Annotated in this window: 19 protein-coding genes; 18 read left to right on the forward strand and 1 reads right to left on the reverse strand. The window is 51.4% G+C overall.

The window, feature by feature from the left end; all coding sequences use genetic code 11:
- Window positions 1–5: 5 nt before the first annotated feature.
- The 10 genes from ACFMKP_RS02880 (at window position 6) to ACFMKP_RS02925 (ending at window position 10,014) form a co-directional block, all read left to right on the forward strand.
- A complete protein-coding gene (locus tag ACFMKP_RS02880; protein WP_204757276.1) occupies window positions 6–620 on the forward strand; it encodes an aminodeoxychorismate/anthranilate synthase component II in 615 nt (204 codons plus the stop codon).
- Window positions 621–809: 189 nt separating this feature from the next.
- Window positions 810–1,022, forward strand: coding sequence for a hypothetical protein (locus ACFMKP_RS02885; RefSeq protein ID WP_204757277.1), 213 nt, complete (start codon window positions 810–812; stop codon window positions 1,020–1,022).
- Window positions 1,019–1,417: a type II toxin-antitoxin system death-on-curing family toxin gene (locus tag ACFMKP_RS02890; RefSeq protein WP_382288895.1), complete on the forward strand. Its 399-nt coding sequence runs from the start codon at window positions 1,019–1,021 to the stop codon at window positions 1,415–1,417. Before ACFMKP_RS02885 ends, ACFMKP_RS02890 begins: the two co-directional genes overlap by 4 nt.
- The gene (locus ACFMKP_RS02895; protein ID WP_054535319.1) at window positions 1,414–1,830 is read left to right on the forward strand and encodes a type II toxin-antitoxin system death-on-curing family toxin; all 417 of its coding nucleotides are present in this window, start codon (window positions 1,414–1,416) and stop codon (window positions 1,828–1,830) included. Before ACFMKP_RS02890 ends, ACFMKP_RS02895 begins: the two co-directional genes overlap by 4 nt.
- A 75-nt stretch (window positions 1,831–1,905) precedes the next feature.
- A complete protein-coding gene (locus ACFMKP_RS02900) occupies window positions 1,906–2,517 on the forward strand; it encodes an RNA polymerase sigma factor (RefSeq protein ID WP_382288898.1) in 612 nt (203 codons plus the stop codon).
- A gap of 30 nt (window positions 2,518–2,547) precedes the next feature.
- Window positions 2,548–4,302 carry a histidine kinase gene (locus ACFMKP_RS02905; protein WP_382288900.1) on the forward strand — a complete coding sequence of 585 codons (1,755 nt, stop codon included), beginning with the start codon at window positions 2,548–2,550 and terminating at the stop codon, window positions 4,300–4,302.
- Window positions 4,303–4,803: 501 nt separating this feature from the next.
- Window positions 4,804–6,111, forward strand: coding sequence for a bifunctional folylpolyglutamate synthase/dihydrofolate synthase (locus ACFMKP_RS02910; RefSeq protein ID WP_382288902.1), 1,308 nt, complete (start codon window positions 4,804–4,806; stop codon window positions 6,109–6,111).
- Window positions 6,112–6,207: 96 nt separating this feature from the next.
- Window positions 6,208–6,579 (forward strand): response regulator, encoded by a 372-nt coding sequence (locus ACFMKP_RS02915; RefSeq protein ID WP_382288904.1) that lies wholly within the window; start codon window positions 6,208–6,210, stop codon window positions 6,577–6,579.
- Window positions 6,576–7,643: an adenylate/guanylate cyclase domain-containing protein gene (locus ACFMKP_RS02920; RefSeq protein WP_382288906.1), complete on the forward strand. Its 1,068-nt coding sequence runs from the start codon at window positions 6,576–6,578 to the stop codon at window positions 7,641–7,643. Before ACFMKP_RS02915 ends, ACFMKP_RS02920 begins: the two co-directional genes overlap by 4 nt.
- Before the next feature lie 13 nt (window positions 7,644–7,656).
- Window positions 7,657–10,014, forward strand: coding sequence for a histidine kinase N-terminal 7TM domain-containing protein (locus ACFMKP_RS02925; protein WP_382288908.1), 2,358 nt, complete (start codon window positions 7,657–7,659; stop codon window positions 10,012–10,014).
- Here ACFMKP_RS02925 and hutI read toward each other — a convergent pair.
- Window positions 9,965–11,248 carry an imidazolonepropionase gene (hutI, locus tag ACFMKP_RS02930; protein WP_382288910.1) on the reverse strand — a complete coding sequence of 428 codons (1,284 nt, stop codon included), beginning with the start codon at window positions 11,246–11,248 and terminating at the stop codon, window positions 9,965–9,967. The genes ACFMKP_RS02925 and hutI overlap by 50 nt on opposite strands.
- Before the next feature lie 215 nt (window positions 11,249–11,463).
- Between hutI and ACFMKP_RS02935 the strand changes: the two genes are divergently transcribed.
- From ACFMKP_RS02935 to rlmD, 8 genes are all read left to right on the forward strand, one after another.
- Window positions 11,464–11,655: a hypothetical protein gene (locus ACFMKP_RS02935; protein WP_382288912.1), complete on the forward strand. Its 192-nt coding sequence runs from the start codon at window positions 11,464–11,466 to the stop codon at window positions 11,653–11,655.
- A 78-nt stretch (window positions 11,656–11,733) separates the two neighbouring features.
- Complete coding sequence (locus ACFMKP_RS02940) at window positions 11,734–12,702, forward strand: helix-turn-helix transcriptional regulator (RefSeq protein WP_382288914.1); 969 nt, start codon at window positions 11,734–11,736, stop codon at window positions 12,700–12,702.
- 200 nt (window positions 12,703–12,902) lie between these two features.
- A complete protein-coding gene (locus tag ACFMKP_RS02945) occupies window positions 12,903–14,390 on the forward strand; it encodes a phytoene desaturase family protein (protein ID WP_382288916.1) in 1,488 nt (495 codons plus the stop codon).
- Window positions 14,391–14,479: 89 nt separating this feature from the next.
- Window positions 14,480–15,220 (forward strand): DsbA family protein, encoded by a 741-nt coding sequence (locus ACFMKP_RS02950; RefSeq protein WP_382288918.1) that lies wholly within the window; start codon window positions 14,480–14,482, stop codon window positions 15,218–15,220.
- Window positions 15,221–15,236: 16 nt separating this feature from the next.
- On the forward strand, window positions 15,237–15,737 hold the full coding sequence (locus ACFMKP_RS02955) for a vitamin K epoxide reductase family protein (protein WP_382288919.1): 501 nt from the start codon (window positions 15,237–15,239) through the stop codon (window positions 15,735–15,737).
- A gap of 33 nt (window positions 15,738–15,770) precedes the next feature.
- Complete coding sequence (locus tag ACFMKP_RS02960; RefSeq protein ID WP_204757291.1) at window positions 15,771–16,322, forward strand: GNAT family N-acetyltransferase; 552 nt, start codon at window positions 15,771–15,773, stop codon at window positions 16,320–16,322.
- 8 nt (window positions 16,323–16,330) lie between these two features.
- On the forward strand, window positions 16,331–17,407 hold the full coding sequence (locus ACFMKP_RS02965; protein ID WP_382288922.1) for a site-2 protease family protein: 1,077 nt from the start codon (window positions 16,331–16,333) through the stop codon (window positions 17,405–17,407).
- Window positions 17,408–17,423: 16 nt separating this feature from the next.
- Window positions 17,424–18,695 (forward strand): 23S rRNA (uracil(1939)-C(5))-methyltransferase RlmD, encoded by a 1,272-nt coding sequence (gene rlmD, locus ACFMKP_RS02970; RefSeq protein WP_382288924.1) that lies wholly within the window; start codon window positions 17,424–17,426, stop codon window positions 18,693–18,695.
- Window positions 18,696–18,867 lie beyond the last annotated feature (172 nt).

The following is an 18,867-nucleotide window of genomic DNA, read 5'->3' on the forward strand; positions in this document are numbered from 1 at the left end:
GTTCCATGGCCGTCTTGCTACTCGATAATTACGATTCCTTTACCTATAATTTGTATCAATATTTCTGCGAACTTGGGGCCGAGGTTGTGGTTAAGCGCAACGACGAAATCGAGGTCGATGACATTCGCACAATGGAAACAATCGACCGCATTGTAATCTCGCCTGGGCCGTGCACGCCAGCAGAAGCGGGCATTAGCGTGCCGCTGATTCGCGAATTGTGCATGGAATACCCAATTTTGGGCGTGTGCTTGGGCCATCAATCGATTGGCGCGGCTTTTGGCGGGCGAGTGATTCGCGCTCCCCAATTGCGCCACGGCAAAACTTCACCAATTACCCACTTGAATGTTGGGATTTTCGCTGGCGTGCCATCGCCATTCACCGCCACCCGCTATCACTCGTTGATTGTCGAAGAAGCCAGCTTGCCCAGCGATCTTGAGGCAACTGCGTGGAGCGATGATGGCTTGATTATGGGTTTGCGCCACCGTAGCTTGCCAATCGAGGGCGTGCAATTCCACCCTGAATCGATTATGACTGAGCATGGCAAAGCCTTGCTTGCCAACTTCCTGAGCATTCCCAAGCCCGAATTGGCCGAAAGCAAGAGCATAGAACATAGAGCATAGAACATAGCATTTGGGGATCAGGGGTCGGGGGCTGGGGGTCGGGGGTTGGGAATAAAATCCGTGAATCTGTGGCTAAAAACAGCTTCGCGATCTTCGTGTCCTTCGCGGTTCCGAGCTTCGTGGCCCTTCGTGTCCTTCGTGGATCAAGAATTAATGTTCGTAGATGTAACTTGAATTGAGTTTTGCCCTATGCAACAATTAACATTAAAACCAGAAGAAGTGCCCGCCAATTTGGCCGAATGGCTGCAAGCCAGCCAACAAACCACCATCTTAGTTGCTGTTGAGCTTGATGCAGAGGGCTACCTTTCGCTGCAAGCCTTGCCCGAGGTCGATCCGCAGCTTGTGCCTCGGGTGCGCAAAGCCATGGCCCAATATGCCGAAACCTTGCGGAGGCTGCTGTGACCCAATATCTTGGCCTGACTGATGCTTTTATGCTGCAAGCCATGGTTATTCAACATATCGGCGGCATTCATGGCATTACCGAGCAGGGTTTCGAGAAGCTAGCAACGGCGTTGGCAGTGCCGCAACAAACCATGTTTGGCGAAGATCTCTATCCTGATACATTTAGCAAAGCTGCTGCGCTGTTCGATGCGCTGGTGCATGGCCATTGTTTTAGCGATGGCAACAAACGTACAGCCTTGCTCGCGATGATTGAATTTTTGGCCCGCAACGGCTATAGCTTCAACACACCCGATGACGAGAGCCTGTACGATTGGATTTTATTGGTGGCGGCGGAACGCGGCATGGATCGCGAACAGCAGGCCGCGTGGATTGAGCAACGTTGTGAGCAGTTATGAGCGAAGAAGTCAATGTTCAATATATTACTTTAGAAGAAGCCTTACGCATTCGCGATGCGATTGCTGAAGAACACGGCGAGAGCTTCGATGTTTTGCGCTTTCAACAATTGCTTTCGGCCTTGGCCACGCCGTTTCAATCGATGTTTGGCGAGGAGCTTTTTCCAAGCTTGTGCGCCAAAGCTGGCATGTTGCTAGCTGGCTTGGTGCGCAACCACCCATTTTGGGATGGCAACAAACGCATAGCCTTGGCGATAACCGCGCGATTTTTGGCCTTGAATGGCTATGAATTGCAGGTCGATGCCGCCGAAGCCGACAAATTTACCACTGCGTTGGCGATGCACCGCCAAGATTATGAGACCGCAAGTAGTTGGTTGGCCCAACATTCGCGCCCAATTGGCCAAAATCAAGGCTAGAAAGCCAAAATGGCTGTGGTATAATGGGCCACAAGCGCCCACATTTAACCACAACCATTTAGAAAGAATACCAAAATGGCAATCGCTGACGATCAACCACAATCAGAGCGAAGTGATGCTGTTTTGTTGGAGGCTATTACCGCCAACAACGATATGCTTGCGCTGCAACAATTGTTTGATCGCTATCGCCAACAATTGTTCCAGACAGCGTTGGGCATTACCCGCGATCAGCAACTCGCCGAAGAAATTTTGCAAGATTGTTTCTATCGGTTGTATCGTCATGCCAAAAAGCTTGATGGCAGCATGCCACTTGCGCCATGGCTCTATCGGGTGACAGTTAATTTATGCTATAGCCGCATCAAGCGCCAACGCCCATGGTACGAGCCATTTCACCAATTGGCCGAGCGTTTGAAGGCCAGTTCGCGTTCTGCGCCCGATGTGGTGGCCGAACGCCGCGAGATGCAAGACGTTGTGCGCCAAACCTTAGAGCGCCTTTCGCCACAGCATCGCGCAGTTTTAGTTTTACACTATTTCCATGATTACTCACTGACGGAGATTGCCGAAATTCTCGAATGCCCCGAGGGAACGATTAAATCGCGGCTATTTTACGCCCGTAAAATTCTCAAAGAGCAGCTGTATCAGGCTGCAATCGAGGGCGAACCACTGATTGACGGAATTTCCTTCTAGATAGTAGTTAGTGCCGAGGAAGATTCAACGATGTCTATCTCCGTCCCACGCATTACACCACGACTATTAATGTCCGGTGATCCACTTTTTAGCTTGGTGCGGTTGATTAGCCTTGGCTTGATTTTGGTTGTCGGCGCACGCATCGATCAACATACCGTTGTGCCACCAACCACGACCTTTGCCCTCACCTGGTGGGTCTATGCGCTCTACGGCTTGGTAATGGCTGGCTTGGCCTTTGTACCGCGCTTTCGCAACCTCCCCTCGTGGATTTTCATTGTTGATTTTGGCTTTATTGGGCTTTTTGCCTTATTTAGCGGCCTGCCATTAACCTTGATGGTGGCGCTGATTATGTTGCCCACGGTTTGGGCTTCGACCAATCGCTCGCCAACCCAAGCGGTTGGTACGGGCGTAATTGCCGCGGTTGTGTTTGCAGCAATCACCTTGCGGCGACGCTTTGGCGATACCAGCAATGTTGGCAGCGAAGAGATGTTTGTGAGCATTGCGGTCAATTGCACAGCCTTGATTTTGGTGTCGTGGTTGGTCAGCACGCTTTCTGGCCAATCCAGCGAAATTAATCGCGAACATGTGATTGCCGCTCGCCGCGATGTTGATACTGCGCAACGTGATGCAGAATCGTATCGCGACCGTATGCGTTCGTTGTACGAAGTGGCCTACAAACTGAGCACGACCATGAATTTTCAAACTGTGCTTGATGCCACTGTTACTGAATCGATTCGCTTGATCAATGGCCGCAGCAGTGTCGTGCTCTTGCCCACTGGCGAGCCAGATGAGTTGTATGTGGCGGCTGGGGTCGGCGTTGGTTCTGGCGATCTCAATTTGCGGATTGGGATTGAGCCAACTGGCATTATGGCTTCAATTTTGGCCTCTGGCACGCCGCGTATTTTGACTGATCTGAGTCAATCGCATGCACTTAGCAGCGTGCCTTCGATGCAAAATTGTGCTTGTGTGTGCTGTGTCCCGCTGAGTGCTGGCCGCCGCAATTATGGCATTGTCGTGGTTGGGGTTGATCGCAGCGAAATCAACGAAGATGAACTTGGCATGGTTTCGGCCTTGGCTAATTATGCAATTATTGCGATGCTCAACGCTCAATTGGTTGGTGAGTTGCGCGATGAACGCACCAAGCTGATTAGCAAAGAAGAAGAAGTACGTCAGCAATTGGCCCGCGATTTGCACGACGGCCCCGCCCAATCGGTTGCTGCCATCACCATGAACATCGAGTTTGTAAAGCGCTTGTTGGAGCGCGAACCAAGCCGCGTGATGCAAGAGTTGACCAAAATGGGCGAATTGGCGCGGCGTACCACCTACGATATTCGCACGCTCTTGTTTGAGTTGCGCCCATTGACTCTCGATAGCCAAGGGCTTGTCGCAACCTTGCGTGAGTATGTTACCCGCTTCAAAGATGGCCCAACTCAAGTTTTGCTCGAAGAAACCGTTGGCGATTTGCGGCTTGATGCCAAACGCGAAGGCACCTTGTTTAATATCATTCAAGAGGCCAGCAACAATGCCATGAAGCACGCCGAAGCCAAGCATATTTGGATTCGCCTAACTCGCCAAGGGGATGAGTTGATGGCGACGGTTCAGGACGATGGCAAAGGCTTTGATTTGCAAGCGGTGCGCGCCAATTATAGCAAGCGTGGCTCGTTTGGCTTACTCAACATCGATGAACGAGCGCGCATGGTTGGCGGTAGCGCCGAAATGACCTCTGCCGTTGGCGCGGGCACAACCGTCCGCGTCATCGTGCCGCTCGATGCCAGCAGTATCTAAAATTTTGTGCTCCTAGCCTCTCGATCATCAATGGTCGAGAGGTTTTGTATTTTAATGAGTGCGGGGATTGGAACCGCGAAGAGCGCGAAGGGGAGGTGGCTATTGGCTATTGGCGTTTGGCTCTTGGTTCATTGGATTAACGACGGTTTGCCCCCTCACCCCAACCCCTCTCCCACGTGGCGGGCGAGGGGCTTTAATCCCGTGGTTCTTGCGCACTGCGTTGGTAAAAACCGGTGCTCCCCTCGCCCGCGTTCAGTGGGAGAGAGGCTGGGGGTGAGGGAATGAACCATGGTTGCCAACCCAATGTACCAATACAGCTATTGACTATTGACTTCTGATTTTTGCCTTTCGCTATTCATCCCTCATAATTCATCCTTCATCCTTTTATTGCCTTCTGATTTTTGCCTTTCGGCATTCATCCCTCATAATTCATCCTTCATCCTTATTCTATGCTATTGGTTGTACACTAAGCATCATTTGGTTTAGACGGAGTGCACCTCAATGCTGCAAACCTATCAAGATGCTTTGGATTGGATTTATAGTTTCCTCGATAGCGAGAAGAAATTACCCAAAAACCCAACTGAGTTTAATTTACCACGAGTCAAGGCAATGCTGGCACTTTTAGATAATCCACAGTTGCGCTATCCCGCTGTGATTGTGGCTGGCACCAAGGGCAAAGGCTCGACCTGCGCGTTCTTGGAGTCGATTGCGCGCCACAGTGGCCTCAAAGTTGGCTTTTTTAGCTCGCCGCATTTACACTCGTATCGCGAACGCATCCAAATCAATCGTGAGCCAATTAGCCAAACTCAGCTGGTCGAGTTGATTAACCACGTACAACCACTGCTTGAGCAGCTTGACCCTGAGCTTGGCTCAGCAACCACCTATGAGATTGGGGTGGTGCTTGGCTTGTACTACTTTGCTGCGCAGGCGATTGAATTAGCGGTACTTGAAATTGGTTTGGGTGGACGCTATGATGCGATCAACAGCGTTGATCCGGTGTTGAGTGTGATTGCCTCGATTAGTTATGATCACACGGCGATTCTTGGTGATACGCTGGCTAAAATTGCCTACGAAAAGGCTGGTATTATTAAGCAGCATGTGCCAGTGATTAGCACTGTGCAACAGGCCGAAGCGGCTGAGGTGATTGGCCGAATTGCTACTGAGCAAGCGGCTCCGTTGTTTATCGCTGGCATGGCGGGCTTGCAGGAGCAAGCATCAGGCGTGATTGCCGAATATCCCTTGGTTATCGTGCCCGATCAGCTTGGTTTGAAGGGTGATTTTCAGATGCAAAATGCCCAACTTGCCGCCAGCGCCGCAATGCTCTTGCGCGAACTTGGTTTCCCCATCAGCGACGATGCGATTCGCCAGGGCTTGGCTACAACCCAATGGCCCGCCCGCTTTGAGCAGATTGCCAACAATCCGCTGACGATTGTCGATGGCGCACATAACGGCGATTCGGCCCGCGTCTTGTTGCAAGCGCTCAAGCAATACTACCCAAAACGCCCACTCACCTTAGTTTTAGGAACATCAAGCGACAAAGATATTCAGGCAATTATTCAGCAACTCAGCACCGCCGCAACCCAGATCATCACCACCTGTTCACGCCATCCGCGGGCTTTAGCGCCCGAACGCTTGGCTGAGATGATTCAGCCAACCGATGCTCGCCCTGTCCATCAGACCACCAGCGTTGCCGAGGCCTTAACGCTGGCTCAACAACTTACCACCGTCGATGGCCTCATTTGTGTAACCGGATCGCTCTTTGTGGCTGCCGAAGCCCGCGAAGTCTATGGCCTAGCCCAGCCCGATTAGTCGATCGTAAACTGACTCGTAATGCCCAATCGCGACACTAGCAACAGCAGAGAGCCTCGCGATTCGGCATGGAGCAACGAGCATTGGAGTGTTTGTATGCATATTCTACTTGTCGAAGACCATGAAATGAATCGCGATATGCTGAAGCGCCGGCTTGAACGCCGCGATTTTACGGTTTCCATCGCCGTCGATGGTCAAGAGGCGATCGATATGGTTGAAAGCTTAATGCCCGATATTATTCTGATGGACATGAGCTTGCCGAATGTTGATGGTTGGACTGCAACCCGCACGATTAAGGCCAATCCTGCGGTCAGCCAGATTCCAATTATTGGCTTGACGGCCCATGCCATGGCCGGCGATCGCGAGCGTTGTTTGGAAGCAGGTTGCAACGAATATGAGATTAAGCCAGTTGACTTTACTAGCCTTGTTAGTAAAATTCAAGCCTTAGTCAAGGATACGCCACTATGACCGCAACCCAACCCCGTATTCTGGTTGTTGATGATAGCGAAGATAACCGCTTTCTTTTACAACGCCAATTAGTGCGTCGCAATTATGGAGTAGTGCTTGCTGAGAATGGTCAGCAAGCACTTGATTATGTTCAAAGCCATGTGATCGATCTGATGTTGCTTGATATTATGATGCCGGTAATGAATGGTTTTGAGGTTTTGCAAACCTTAAAACAGAATGATCAGCTGCGCCATATTCCCGTCATTATTGTTTCAGCTGCCGATGATATGGAAAACGTCGTCAAAGGCATTCAGCTTGGAGCAGAAGATTATTTGGCCAAACCATTTAATACAACTTTGCTTCGTGCCCGAATTGAAGCATCATTGGAAAAAAAGCGCCTCCACGACCAAGAACAAGCGTATCTGCAAGCAATCGCCTTAGAACAAGCCCAGTCGACGCGCTTGTTGCGCAACATTCTGCCGCAAACCATCGCTGACCAACTCAAAGATCAACAAGCGAATATTGCCGAATATTTTAGCAGTGTCAGTGTTTTATTTGCTGATATTGTGGGCTTTACCGAGCTATCGGGCCATGTTAATGCCCAAGAGTTGGTTGCTTGGCTGAACCATCTGTTCTCATTGTTTGATCAGATGACGCTTGATGCTGGCTTGGAGAAAATCAAAACCATCGGCGATGCCTATATGGTTGCGGCTGGCTTGCCAATTGCCCAGCCCGACCATGCAGAACGCTTGGCCTTGTTTGCTACCGCGATGCTAGCGGCGATTGAGCAAATTCGCATGCCCAACGGCGAGCCATTGCAAATGCGGATCGGCATTCATAGCGGGCCGGTGGTTGCTGGGGTGATTGGCACAATCAAATTTAGTTACGATTTGTGGGGCGATACGGTTAATATTGCTAGCCGCATGGAAAGTAGCGCCCAACCCAATACCATTCAAGTGAGCGCCGAAACCTATGCATTGTTGCACGATCATGAACACTTGAGCTTGCAGCCGCGCCATGGGGTTGAAATGAAGCATCTTGGCACGCGCACTACCTACATTCTAAATCGCCACCGTCATCACTAGGCTAGGTATTGTTATGCACTGGCAAATTCCATCGTATACATTTCCTACATTAATTGCAAGCAGTATTTCGTTTGCAATTGCTATTATTGTCTCGCGTCGCCGCTTTGTTGCCCAAATGTGGCCGTTCGCTCTTTTAGCGTTTACTGTTGCTTTTTGGACATTGGGGTATGGATGGGAATTGGTCAGTGTTGATTTAGCTACCAAAGTTATTTTTGCGAAAACTCAATATTTCGGTATTGCAACGCCACCTGTGGCTTGGGTTGCGTATGCCTTGTATTATACTGGCCAAGAACGATTTGTTACCAAGCGTAGTTTTTTATATGCGCTCATTATTCCAATCATCACGATTATTTTGGTTTGGACGAATGAATGGCATCATTTGATTTGGACTAATACTGAAATTGTGATGTATCACAATTATACGATGCTCCAAACCTACTATGGGCCATGGTTTTGGGTGCATACTGCCTATTCATATGTCTTGATGGCAGCAGGAACATTAATTTTGCTGCAAGCACTCGTACTTTCTTCATCATTATATCAAAATCAAATTATTGCCTTGATTTTAAGCGCAGTTGCGCCTTGGGTTACTAATGCTTTTCATATTTTGGGCTATCGGCCTTTTCCGTACCTTGATTTAACCCCGTTTGGCTTTGTGATTAGCACCGTTGCCCTCGCTTGGGGCGCGTTGCGCTATCGTTTGTTCGATACAATTCCGATTGCGCGGCATATTTTGATGGAAAATCTCAGCGAAGGCGTAATTTTTCTCGATGCCAAGCGCCGCGTGATGGATATGAACGCCACTGCTGGCCATTTATTGCAGCTGCGGCCTCAGGATCAGATTGGTCAATCGGCGGAAATTACTATTTTAGGCTTGCTTGCTGCGCCAACTGCCGACGACCCTGATCAGCATTTGCGCTGGGAACAGCCATTAACCCACGCCGACAAAAAGCTGATTCTCGATGTGCAGCTCTCACCATTGAGCGACCGCAATCGCTATCTTGGCCATTTATTGTTGCTGCGCGATATTACCGAGCGCCATCAATATGAAGATTTGCTGCGCTCGCAACGTAATTTGTTTGCTGGCTTGGTCGAAGTTGCGCGCGCCACCAGCGCTCAAATTGACCTTGACCAAACCTTGCAAAGCACGCTGGATGTGGCCTTGCACCTAACCACGGCGGAGCAAGGCAGCATCTTTTTGATTGACCAATATCAAATGGTGACGCATAGCATTTTGGCCCGCGAAAAAGCCACCTTGATTGAACAGCAAAATTTGGTTGGCCGCGTGATGCGCCAAGGCTTGGCGGGCTGGATTGTGGCCCACAACCAGCTAGCCTTGATCAAAGATACCCACACTGATGAGCGCTGGCTGCATTTGCCAAACGCGCCCTACGATGCCCGTTCGGTCTTGGCCTTGCCAATTTTTGGTACCAGCGGAATTTTGGGCATCTTGATGCTCTTACACTCGCAGGTTGACCATTTTGGCCAAGAGCACGCCGAATTGATGGAAGCTGCGACGGCCCAAATTTCGTATGCAATTGGCAATGCCCATGTTTACCAAACCCAACAACAGCTGAACCACGAATTGAGCCGCGCCAAAGATGCAGCCGAAGCCGCCAGCCAAACCAAGAGCCAGTTTTTGGCCAATATGAGCCACGAGTTGCGCACGCCGCTGACCGCGATTATTGGCTACGCCGATGTGATGCGTGAAGATTTGATTGATTCCAACCATCAGGTGTATCTCGAAGATTTGGATCGGATTCGTTCTGCTGGCTCGCATTTGTTGGGCTTGATCAACGATGTGCTCGATCTCTCGAAAATTGAGGCTGGCAAAATGCCAGTTTATTGGGAACAAACGCGGGTCAGCATTTTGTTGAATGATGTGGTAACCACCATCCGCCCCTTGATTGATCGCAATAAAAATAGCCTGCTGATCGACCAAACCTACCATAATTTGATGTTTTGGACTGATCTTTCGAAGCTGCGACGGGTGTTGATTAATTTGCTGGGCAATGCGGCGAAGTTCACCGAGCATGGCACAATTTCGCTCTCGCTGTTTCTGGATGAAACCGATGATCCAGCCTGTTTGCAAATTCGGGTTTGTGACACAGGCATTGGTATGACGGCGGATCAGGTTGCTAATCTTTTTCAAAACTTTAGCCAAGCCGATGCCTCAACGACGCGCAAATATGGCGGCACTGGGCTTGGCTTGGCAATTAGTCGCAATCTCTGCAAATTAATGGGCGGCGATATTGAAGTTAATAGCGAGCTAGGCCATGGCTCGACCTTTACGGTCAAGCTGCCTTGGATCGAGCAACCACTTAGCGATCAGCGCGAAGTTGGTTTTGATGCACCACCGTACCTGCTTTAATCACCATCGCAACTGGATTCGTGCCGAATTTGTAGCCAATATGGCGTTCGTCGGGCAAGTTGAGCAAGGCAATATCGGCCTGCATGCCCACGGCTAAGCTGCCGACCCGCTCGTGTTGGCGAATCGCAAAGGCCGAATTGACGGTTGCCGCGTTCAGGGCTTCTGCTGGCGTGAGCCGCAAGTAGCGGCAACCAATTGCAATTGCCATCGGCATCGATTCGCATGGGCTTGTGCCTGGGTTGCAATCGGTGGCCAAAGCCAAAATGCCGTTGGCTTCAATCAGGCTGCGAGCGGGGCTGAATTGGCTTTTGCCCAAGCCAAACGGCGTGCCAGGCAACGAAACGCCAACGGTCTCCGATTGGGCCAAAATTGCGATATGCTCTGGCGGCGTGGCTACCAAGTGATCAACCGAGAGTGCGCCAAGTTCGACGGCCAGCGGCGTACCACCCAATGGCTCAAACTCATCGACGTGCAGCTTCAAGCGAAAGCCTAGCGCTTTGGCCTTGAGCAAAATGCGTTGGCTTTGGGCAACCGAAAACGCGCCGTTTTCACAAAAAATATCGCAGGCCAACGGCTCTTGCCAGATGGTTTGCTGCTGCCACCACGCCGCTACCGCTGGCAACATCTCTTCAACGACCAAAGTTACAAAGCCCTCAGGATTATCGCGATACTCAGCGGGAATCGCGTGCGCGCCCATAAAAGTTGGCACGATGCCAATCGGTTGGGTTTGGGCCAGCTCGGCGATGGCTTCGAGCATGGTTAATTCGGTCGCAGTATCCAGCCCATAGCCAGTTTTGATTTCGACTGTGGTTGTGCCATGAGCCAATAATTGATCAAGTCGTGGCCGTGTTTGGGCGACTAATTCGGCTTTGCTGGCTGCTCTGGTTGCGCGCACCGTTGACATAATGCCGCCGCCAGCTGCCATCAACTCGCTATAACTTGCGCCTTTGATCCGCAGCTCGAACTCGTGCGCGCGGTCGCCAGCATAGCAGGCATGGGTGTGCGGGTCGACAAAGCCAGGAATTGCCAAATAGCCTTGGGCATCGATCACCTGATCGGCGGTCCAATTGCTGAGTTCGGTTTGGCTGCCAAGCGCGACGATTGAGCCAGCTTGCACAGCGATCGCCGCCTGATCGATGCAGGTTAATTGGGCCAAGTTGGGGCCGCGCAACGGCGCTTGTTGGCCAGTTGCTAAGCGACCTATATTGATAATTAATTGATCAGCGTGGGGCATAACTCCTCCTTGAGTTAACAACGATACTTGCTGTATCCTACCATAGCGTTTGCTCTGCTGAGTTTTCGCTTGCAAAGGTCAAGTGAATGCGCCTTATTGATTAATGCTTGTGCTCAGCATCCTATACATTTTGGTCAATGCAAGCGCATTGCGGGCAGCTGAACGCAGCGGCTTATCTGCTATAATAGTTTGACAAACAAGGAGGATACACGGTCATGACAATCCAACGCCGTTCGACGCGGGCGCGCCGCCGAGCACCAATTCGTAACATCAAACCATCAACCTCAACTGGCATCAACCCTGATTTGGAATACATCTTCATTCGCCATGATCTTGTACGGATCATTTTGATGGGCGGTGGGTTGTTGGCAATTATGGTCGTGCTAGCTGTATTAAATGTGTTCTAGCCAACACATTCGGAGCTTGCTGCTGGCACGGCCTTTGCCGTGCTTCTTTTTTGAGCAGCGCTTATGCTTGAGGGTGCTATGAGCGATGAACGTTTAGCCAGTAAAGCAGCACGTTTACGCTGGATCGAACGCAAACTCTATAATAATCCCCAAGGCTTGCGGGTGATGGATTTGGCCGAGGCCACGGGCATGGATCGGCGCACCATCTACCGCGATTTGGGGGCGCTTGAAGACATGGGCGTGCCCATGTGGCAATTTGAGGGCAAGTTTGGAATTAATCGCGAAGATTATCTTTCGACTGTGCGCTTGAATTTGAATCAAACGATTTCGTTATTTTTTGCGGCGCGCTTGCTGGCCCACCATAGCGATGAACAAAACCCACATGTGGTGGCAGCGCTTGAAAAAATTGCAGCCTCGCTGCCAGACGAAACGATTGCCAAACACCTGAGCAATGTTGCAGCCCAAATTCAGCTGCGGCCAACCAGGCGTGAATATATTTTGGTGCTTGAGACTTTTACCAGAGCTTGGGCTGATCGGCGCATGGTTAAATTTTCGTATTGGGCCTCGAACCGCGATGAGCCAGAGGAGCGCACTGTTGCGCCATATGTGCTCGAAGTATCGCGCTTTGAGCCAGCCTCCTATGTAATTGGCCATGATCCGTTGCGCAATGCTTTACGCACGTTCAAGCTCGAACGAGTTCAACGCGCCGAAATTCTCGATACTGAATATGTGATTCCAACCGATTTTGACCCTTATTCGATGCTCGCCGATAGCTGGGGCATTATGGACGAGGGCAATACGGTTACTGTGCGCTTACGCTTCAGTGCAGTTGTGGCGCGGCGGGTTAAAGAAAGCACCTGGCATCGTTCGCAAGAAGTCATCGACTTGCCCGATGGTGGTTGTGAGCTTTCGATGAAGCTGGCCGGCACGCGCGAAATGCGTTCGTGGGTGCTTGGTTGGGGCGCTGATGTTGAAGTACTGGCTCCCGCCGATCTGCGGGCCGAAGTTGCCGAGCATGCCCAACGCATGGTGCAACAGTACCAATAACAAACCCGAGCGTTGTCTGATTGCACCCCCTTGCCCGACGCGGTGAGGGGTTTTTGATTTTGGACTGAGCTGCATAGCGTGCTGCCTCGGGTCAAAAAATCCTCACCCATGGTTAAGCGTTTTGTTCGCATATGCACAGCAACACGCGGTACAATAGCAGATGATTGCAAAGTATTGGGTGTTAATTCAAGGATGATTGCATGCAGCATGTGGTGATTGTTGGTGGTGGTTTGGGTGGCTTGGCGGCAGCGTTACGCCTGCGCGCGGCGGGGGTTGCCGTAACGCTCTGCGAAAAAAATAATGCTCTTGGTGGCAAAATGGCCCAAGTTGTGCACAATGGCTTTCGCTTTGATACCGGGCCATCGCTGTTTACCATGCCATGGGTGGTCGAAGAATTGCTCGCCAGCGTTGGGCGCGAGCTTGCCAACGAATTAACTATCAAGCCTGTTGATCCAACCTGCCGCTATCAATGGCCCGATGGCACGCGCCTCGATGCATGGAGCGATTTGCCCAAACTGCTGAGCGAGATTGAACGCTTGGAGCCAAGCGATGTGGCGGGCTTTTTGGGCTTTATGGCGTTTAGCGCCCAAATTTATCAAGCGGCTGCTGAGCCATTTTTGCTTGAGCCATTTAAGGGCTTACGCACGATGCTGCAACCGCGTTTGCTGCGCGATGTGTGGAAGATTGCGCCCTTGAAAACTGTTGATCAAGCAGTGCGCCAGTATTTTAAGCACCCCTATCTGCGCCAATTGTTCAATCGTTATGCAACCTACAATGGCTCGTCGCCCTATCGTTCGCCAGCAACCTTTTGCATTATTCCCTATGTTGAAATTGCTCAAGGCGGCTGGTATATCGATGGTGGCATGTATCAATTAGCGGCCACGCTCGGCAGAATTGCTGGCGAGATTGGGGTTGATATTCAGTTGAATAGCACTGTGACTGAGGTCTTGCTGACGGGCAAAACTGCGACTGGCGTGCGCTTGGCTGATGGCCGTACGATCAACGCCGATTATGTGATTGTCAATGCAGATGCCTTGTATGCACTTGATCAGCTGATTCCAACCACCAAAGCGCCCAACCATGAACTGGCATGTTCGGGCTTTGTGTTAATGTTGGGGGTCAATCGCGATTATGCGCAATTGCAGCATCATAATATTTTCTTCAGCGGCGATTACGCTGCCGAATTTCGGGCAATTTTTGCGCATGGCGTGCCAGCAGTCGATCCCACCATCTATATTGCCGCCACTTGTCGCGCCAACCCAGAGCATGCACCAGCTGGGATGATGAATCTCTTTGTCTTGGTCAATGCGCCAGTTACCGGGCGGGTCAATTGGCAACGCGAGGCTGCGGCCTATCGCGATTTAGTGGTGCGCCGTTTGGAGCAGCATGGCTTGGTTGGACTGAATGAGGCGATTATCAGTGAAACCATGCTCACGCCCGCCGATTTGGCGAGCATGACCAATGCGCGGCGTGGCTCGTTGTATGGGCCGGCTTCGCATGGCTTGCAAGCAGCCTTTTTGCGCCCAGCAAACCAACCAGCAGGCTTCGATAACGTGGCCTTGGTTGGTGGCGCGACCCATCCTGGCGGCGGAATTCCGCTGGTGTTGCTTTCGGGCAAGGCTGGGGCGCGTTGGGCAATGCAAAGATTAGGGCTTGCTGAGAAGCCCAAACATGGGACTATTTTCTGATAGCCAGCGTGCTTAAAGCTCGCTACGATGCAACGGTGGCAGCAGCTTGGTTGCCAGAAGTTCGCTGTTTGTATGAAAGGATCGATTGCATGAGCAATACACCCAAATCGCGCCAAGGTCGCCAGCGCGTGCAAGAGAAACGCTCGTTGTTGCCATTTTACTTGCTGCTTGGCTTGGCTAGCATTGTTGGCTTGACGTTTGTCTTGTTTCAAGCGCTGCAAACCCCAGTTGCGCCGCCAAGTGCCAGTATTCCAGTGCGGCCTTTGATTAATGCTGCAGTGGGCCAAACCTCAGAAGGCTATTGGTATAAAGGCGACCCAAATGCGCCAGTCAAAATTATTGAATTTGCTGATTTTGAATGCCCAGGTTGTCGTCAGCTTGAACTTGACTTGGCGACTGCCAATTTTGATGCAGAATACATCGAAACTGGCAAAGTGCAATGGATTTATCGCGAGCTGCCATTGCGCAGCATCCATAAATCGGCTCAATATACTGCTGAACTAAGCCGCTGTGCTGGCGATCAAAATGTCTACTGGCCAGTGCATATGGCGCTGTACGATAGCCAAATCCAATGGACAAACCTTGATAATCCCAATCCACTGATCCTTGATGCGGCGGTTCAGGCCGGAGCAAACCTCGATGCCTTGGAAGATTGTATGGATGCTGAAACCCACAAGGCCGCTATTAATGCCTCGTATGATTCAGCCAAAAGCCTCGGCCTTGATCAGACTCCAACTGTCTTTATCAATGATGATCGGATTACGTTCGTCGGTAATTATTACTTTGACATCAAAACGGCAATTGATGCGAAATTAGGGGTTACACCCTAAATCTTGGAGGCTTAAGATGGACGAGCGTCCATATTGGCCGCGCATGGCCATGGCTTTTTTGGCGCTTGGCGGCTTGATTAATGCGACCTACTTATCGATTCATCGTTTGCGCCCAACTCAAAGTGGCCCATTGGTATGTGGCGTGGTTGGCAATTGTGAAGCAGTGCAGGCCAGCAAATACAGCGTTTTTCCGCCGAGCAATGGCATTCCAGTGGCCTACATTGGCTTGGTTGGCTTCTTAATTTTGGTTGTGCTGAGCGTGCTGAGCCTGCAACGCAACCAACTTGGGCGCTTTAGCCTGCCAACGATCAATCTTGGTTTGGCCAGCGTGGCGCTAGCTTTCTCGGCCTATTTTACGGCGATTGAGGCTTGGGTGCTGCACGAATGGTGTCAATGGTGCATTATTTCGGCAGTGGTGTCGCTGCTCTTTTGGGCTTTAGCCAGCTTTAATTGGTGGCAAGCTCGGCGCGCAACCAATGCAGAGTCGCTCGAAGCGGCCAACGCGACTGCGGTATAATACAAATTATTCTTAAAGTAAGGACCAGCGTTTATGGCGCATTTTGAATCGATCTTTAGTGTGCGTTTGTGTCACCCTGAAGATGCTGCTTTGCTCGCTCCCCTCGTTTCGGCTTTGGCTACTGAAGAAGGCGCAACTCCGCCCGATTTGGCAGCGATCGAAGATGTGATTCGGGCGATGCTGACCACGGGATTTAGTGATTTTGTGATTGCTGAACGTGGCCCCAACGAGGATGAAGTTGTGGGTTGTATTCAGATTAATTATCGGCTTTCGACTTGGGCTGCTGCCCCGTATGCCTATTTAGAAGATTTCTACCTTGTGCCAGAAGCTCGCGCCCAAGGGATTGGCACTAAATTGCTTGATTATGCGTGCCAACGGGCCGAGGGCAAAGGCTGTCAAAACGTCCAGCTTGATGTTCGGCAGGCCAATAAAGGCGCAATGCGTTTGTATGGCCGCTATGGCTTCAAAGCAACGAATAGCATGATTTGGAAACGCGATCGGCCAGAGTGCGAACAAGATTATAGCGCCGAAATCAACGAATTGGTCGATCAATTGCGTGGCAACGAGGAAACGGAGGCAGCCTAGTGTGGAGCATGCGCATCGGTAATGTAAGCGGTATCCCGATTAAACTGCATCTGAGCTGGCTGGTTTTAGCAGGCCTGAGCATCTATAGCTTCCAGCAAATGTTTGCACTTAATGGGCAATCGGGCTTACCGCTGGCCTTGTTTGGCACATTACTGTTGTTGTGCTCGATTGTGCTGCACGAAGTTGGCCATGCGCTGATGGCGCGCCGGTTGGGCTTGCGAGTTACGGCAATTACCTTGTTTTTAACTGGCGGCCTAACCGAGCTGGCCGATGATGTCGATTTGCCCCAAAGCGAATTTAAGATTGCCTTGATTGGCCCGTTGGTCAACGTGGCCTTGGCCGTGCTAGCGTTTCTTGGCTCATGGTTTTCGCAGGGAGTTTGGGCTAATTTTTGGGCAACGATTGCGATTATTAATGGTTTGCTGGCGGTCTTTAATTTGCTGCCCTGCCACCCACTCGATGGCGGGCGCGTCTTGCGTTCGATCTTTTGGTTTCTAAACGACGACTTGCTGCGCGGGACGCTGCTGGCCAGCACGATTGGGCGCTACCTTGGTAATGGCTTGATGGTGGTTGGGGTTGTAACGCTCTTGAGCAATGCCCTGACTGGCAGCCTGCTTTTGCTGATGGGCTGGATGACCAATCGCGCTGCGGTAAGCAACTTTGTGCAAACGACGCTGAATTATACGTTGAGCCGGGCCTTGGTTGGCGAGGTTATGACGCGCAGTTTTCGCACAGTTTCGCCGCATCTGACCCTCGATTTGTTTGCTGGCCAATATTTGTTGGGCCAAGCAGAGCCTGCGTTTCCGGTTGTTCACTCCGAACGCCTGATTGGCATGATCAGCGTGCAGCATTTGTATCGCTATGCCATGGGCGAGTGGCGCAGTGTCTCGGTCGGCGATGCGATGACTCCCAAAGCCGATTTGCCGCGACTCAACGTGAGCGATAGTATGCAAACTGCCTACTACACGATGCTTGGCCAACGCTACGATAGCCTGCCTGTAACCGATGGCGATGCGGTGGTGGGAATTGTGCGCCATCGCGATGTTGTGGCCTTCATGCAGAGTGCGCTCAAAGTTAAAACCTAATGCTATGGGAAATCAAATGAGTGATTTTGAATGGCCGCGTGAGCTAGAAACCACAATTGATGGCTTGGCTCAAGGTGGCGATGGGGTTGGCCGTTACGAGGGCCGACCTGTCTTTGTGGCGGCGGCCTTGCCCGGCGAACAGGTGCGGGTGCGGCTGACCGAACGGCGTAATGGTTGGGCACGCGGCGTGTTGCTTGAAGCACCAAGTAATCCTGCTGCCGAACGGGTTACTCCGCCATGTCCAGTTTATCAGCGCTGTGGCGGCTGTGATTGGCAGCACCAAACAATTGAGAGCCAGCGCCAAGCCAAACAAACGATTTTGGCCGAGCAATTGCGCTTTGTGGCTCAAACCGACCAAGCTGAGGTTGCTGCAACCGCCGCCGCTGATCCATGGCACTATCGCTCGGTCGCACGGGTGCATATCGATGGCCGCCAGGTTGGTTTTTATGCTGCTGGTGGTCGCCAAATCGTTGAATTTGATCAATGCTTGATTATTGATCCGCGTTTGAATGCGGCGATTGAGCGCTTGAAACCGCTGTTGCCTTTGGTTGGGTTGCGCGAAATTAGCCTGCGTTTGAGCACCACCGATGGCACGATTCATGGCCATTTGCTGGGCCAAGGCCAGAGTGGCTGGCGCAGTTGGGCACGCCGCTGGCTGGCCGCCGATAAAACCATTGCTGGCGTTTCAGCGGAGACGCGCGAGGGCTGGATGGCCTTGGCGGGCGCTGAATATTTGTATGAACAACTAGGCAATGTGCGCTTGCGAATTACGCCGACCAGCTTTTTTCAAGCCAATGTTGAGCGCGCGCGCGCAGTTTTGCAGCAGATCGAGCAATTTTTGCCCTTGAATAACACGACGCGCCTGCTTGATGGTTTTTGTGGAGTTGGCACGTTTTTGTTGCCTTTGGCGCATAAAATTGGCCATGGCTGGGGCATCGAAGAACATCCGGCGGCGATTCGCGATGCTCAGGCCAGCGCCAAAGCCAATCAGCTTAACAATTTGACTCTGAAAACTGGCAAGGTCGAGGCAATTTTGCCCCAGCTCAAGCAACAATTTGATTTGGCAATTGTTGACCCGCCACGGCGTGGAGTTGAGCCTGTGGCATTAAATGCGTTAATTGCCGCCGAACCAACCATGATCGCCTATGTTTCGTGTCATCCTGGCACCTTGGCGAGGGATATTAAAATCTTGCAGGCTGGTGGCTATAGCATTCAGCATGCTCAGCCCTACGATTTCTTTCCCCAAACCAGCCATGTTGAGAGTTTGGTGTTGCTAAGCAAACATTAGATCCCCTCACCCCCCAGCCCCCTCTCCCACGAAAACGCGGGCGAGGGGGAGCACCCGTTTTTTACCAAGAAATTGCCGCAGAACCACAGGGTTATAGCCCCTCGCCCGCGCACGGGAGAGGGGTTGGGGTGAGGGGATCTTCACAATGCACCTTGCTTTCACATTTGTTAAA

This window comes from Herpetosiphon sp. NSE202 (assembly GCF_042688385.1).
In the GTDB taxonomy this organism is placed as follows: Bacteria; Chloroflexota; Chloroflexia; order Chloroflexales; family Herpetosiphonaceae; genus Herpetosiphon.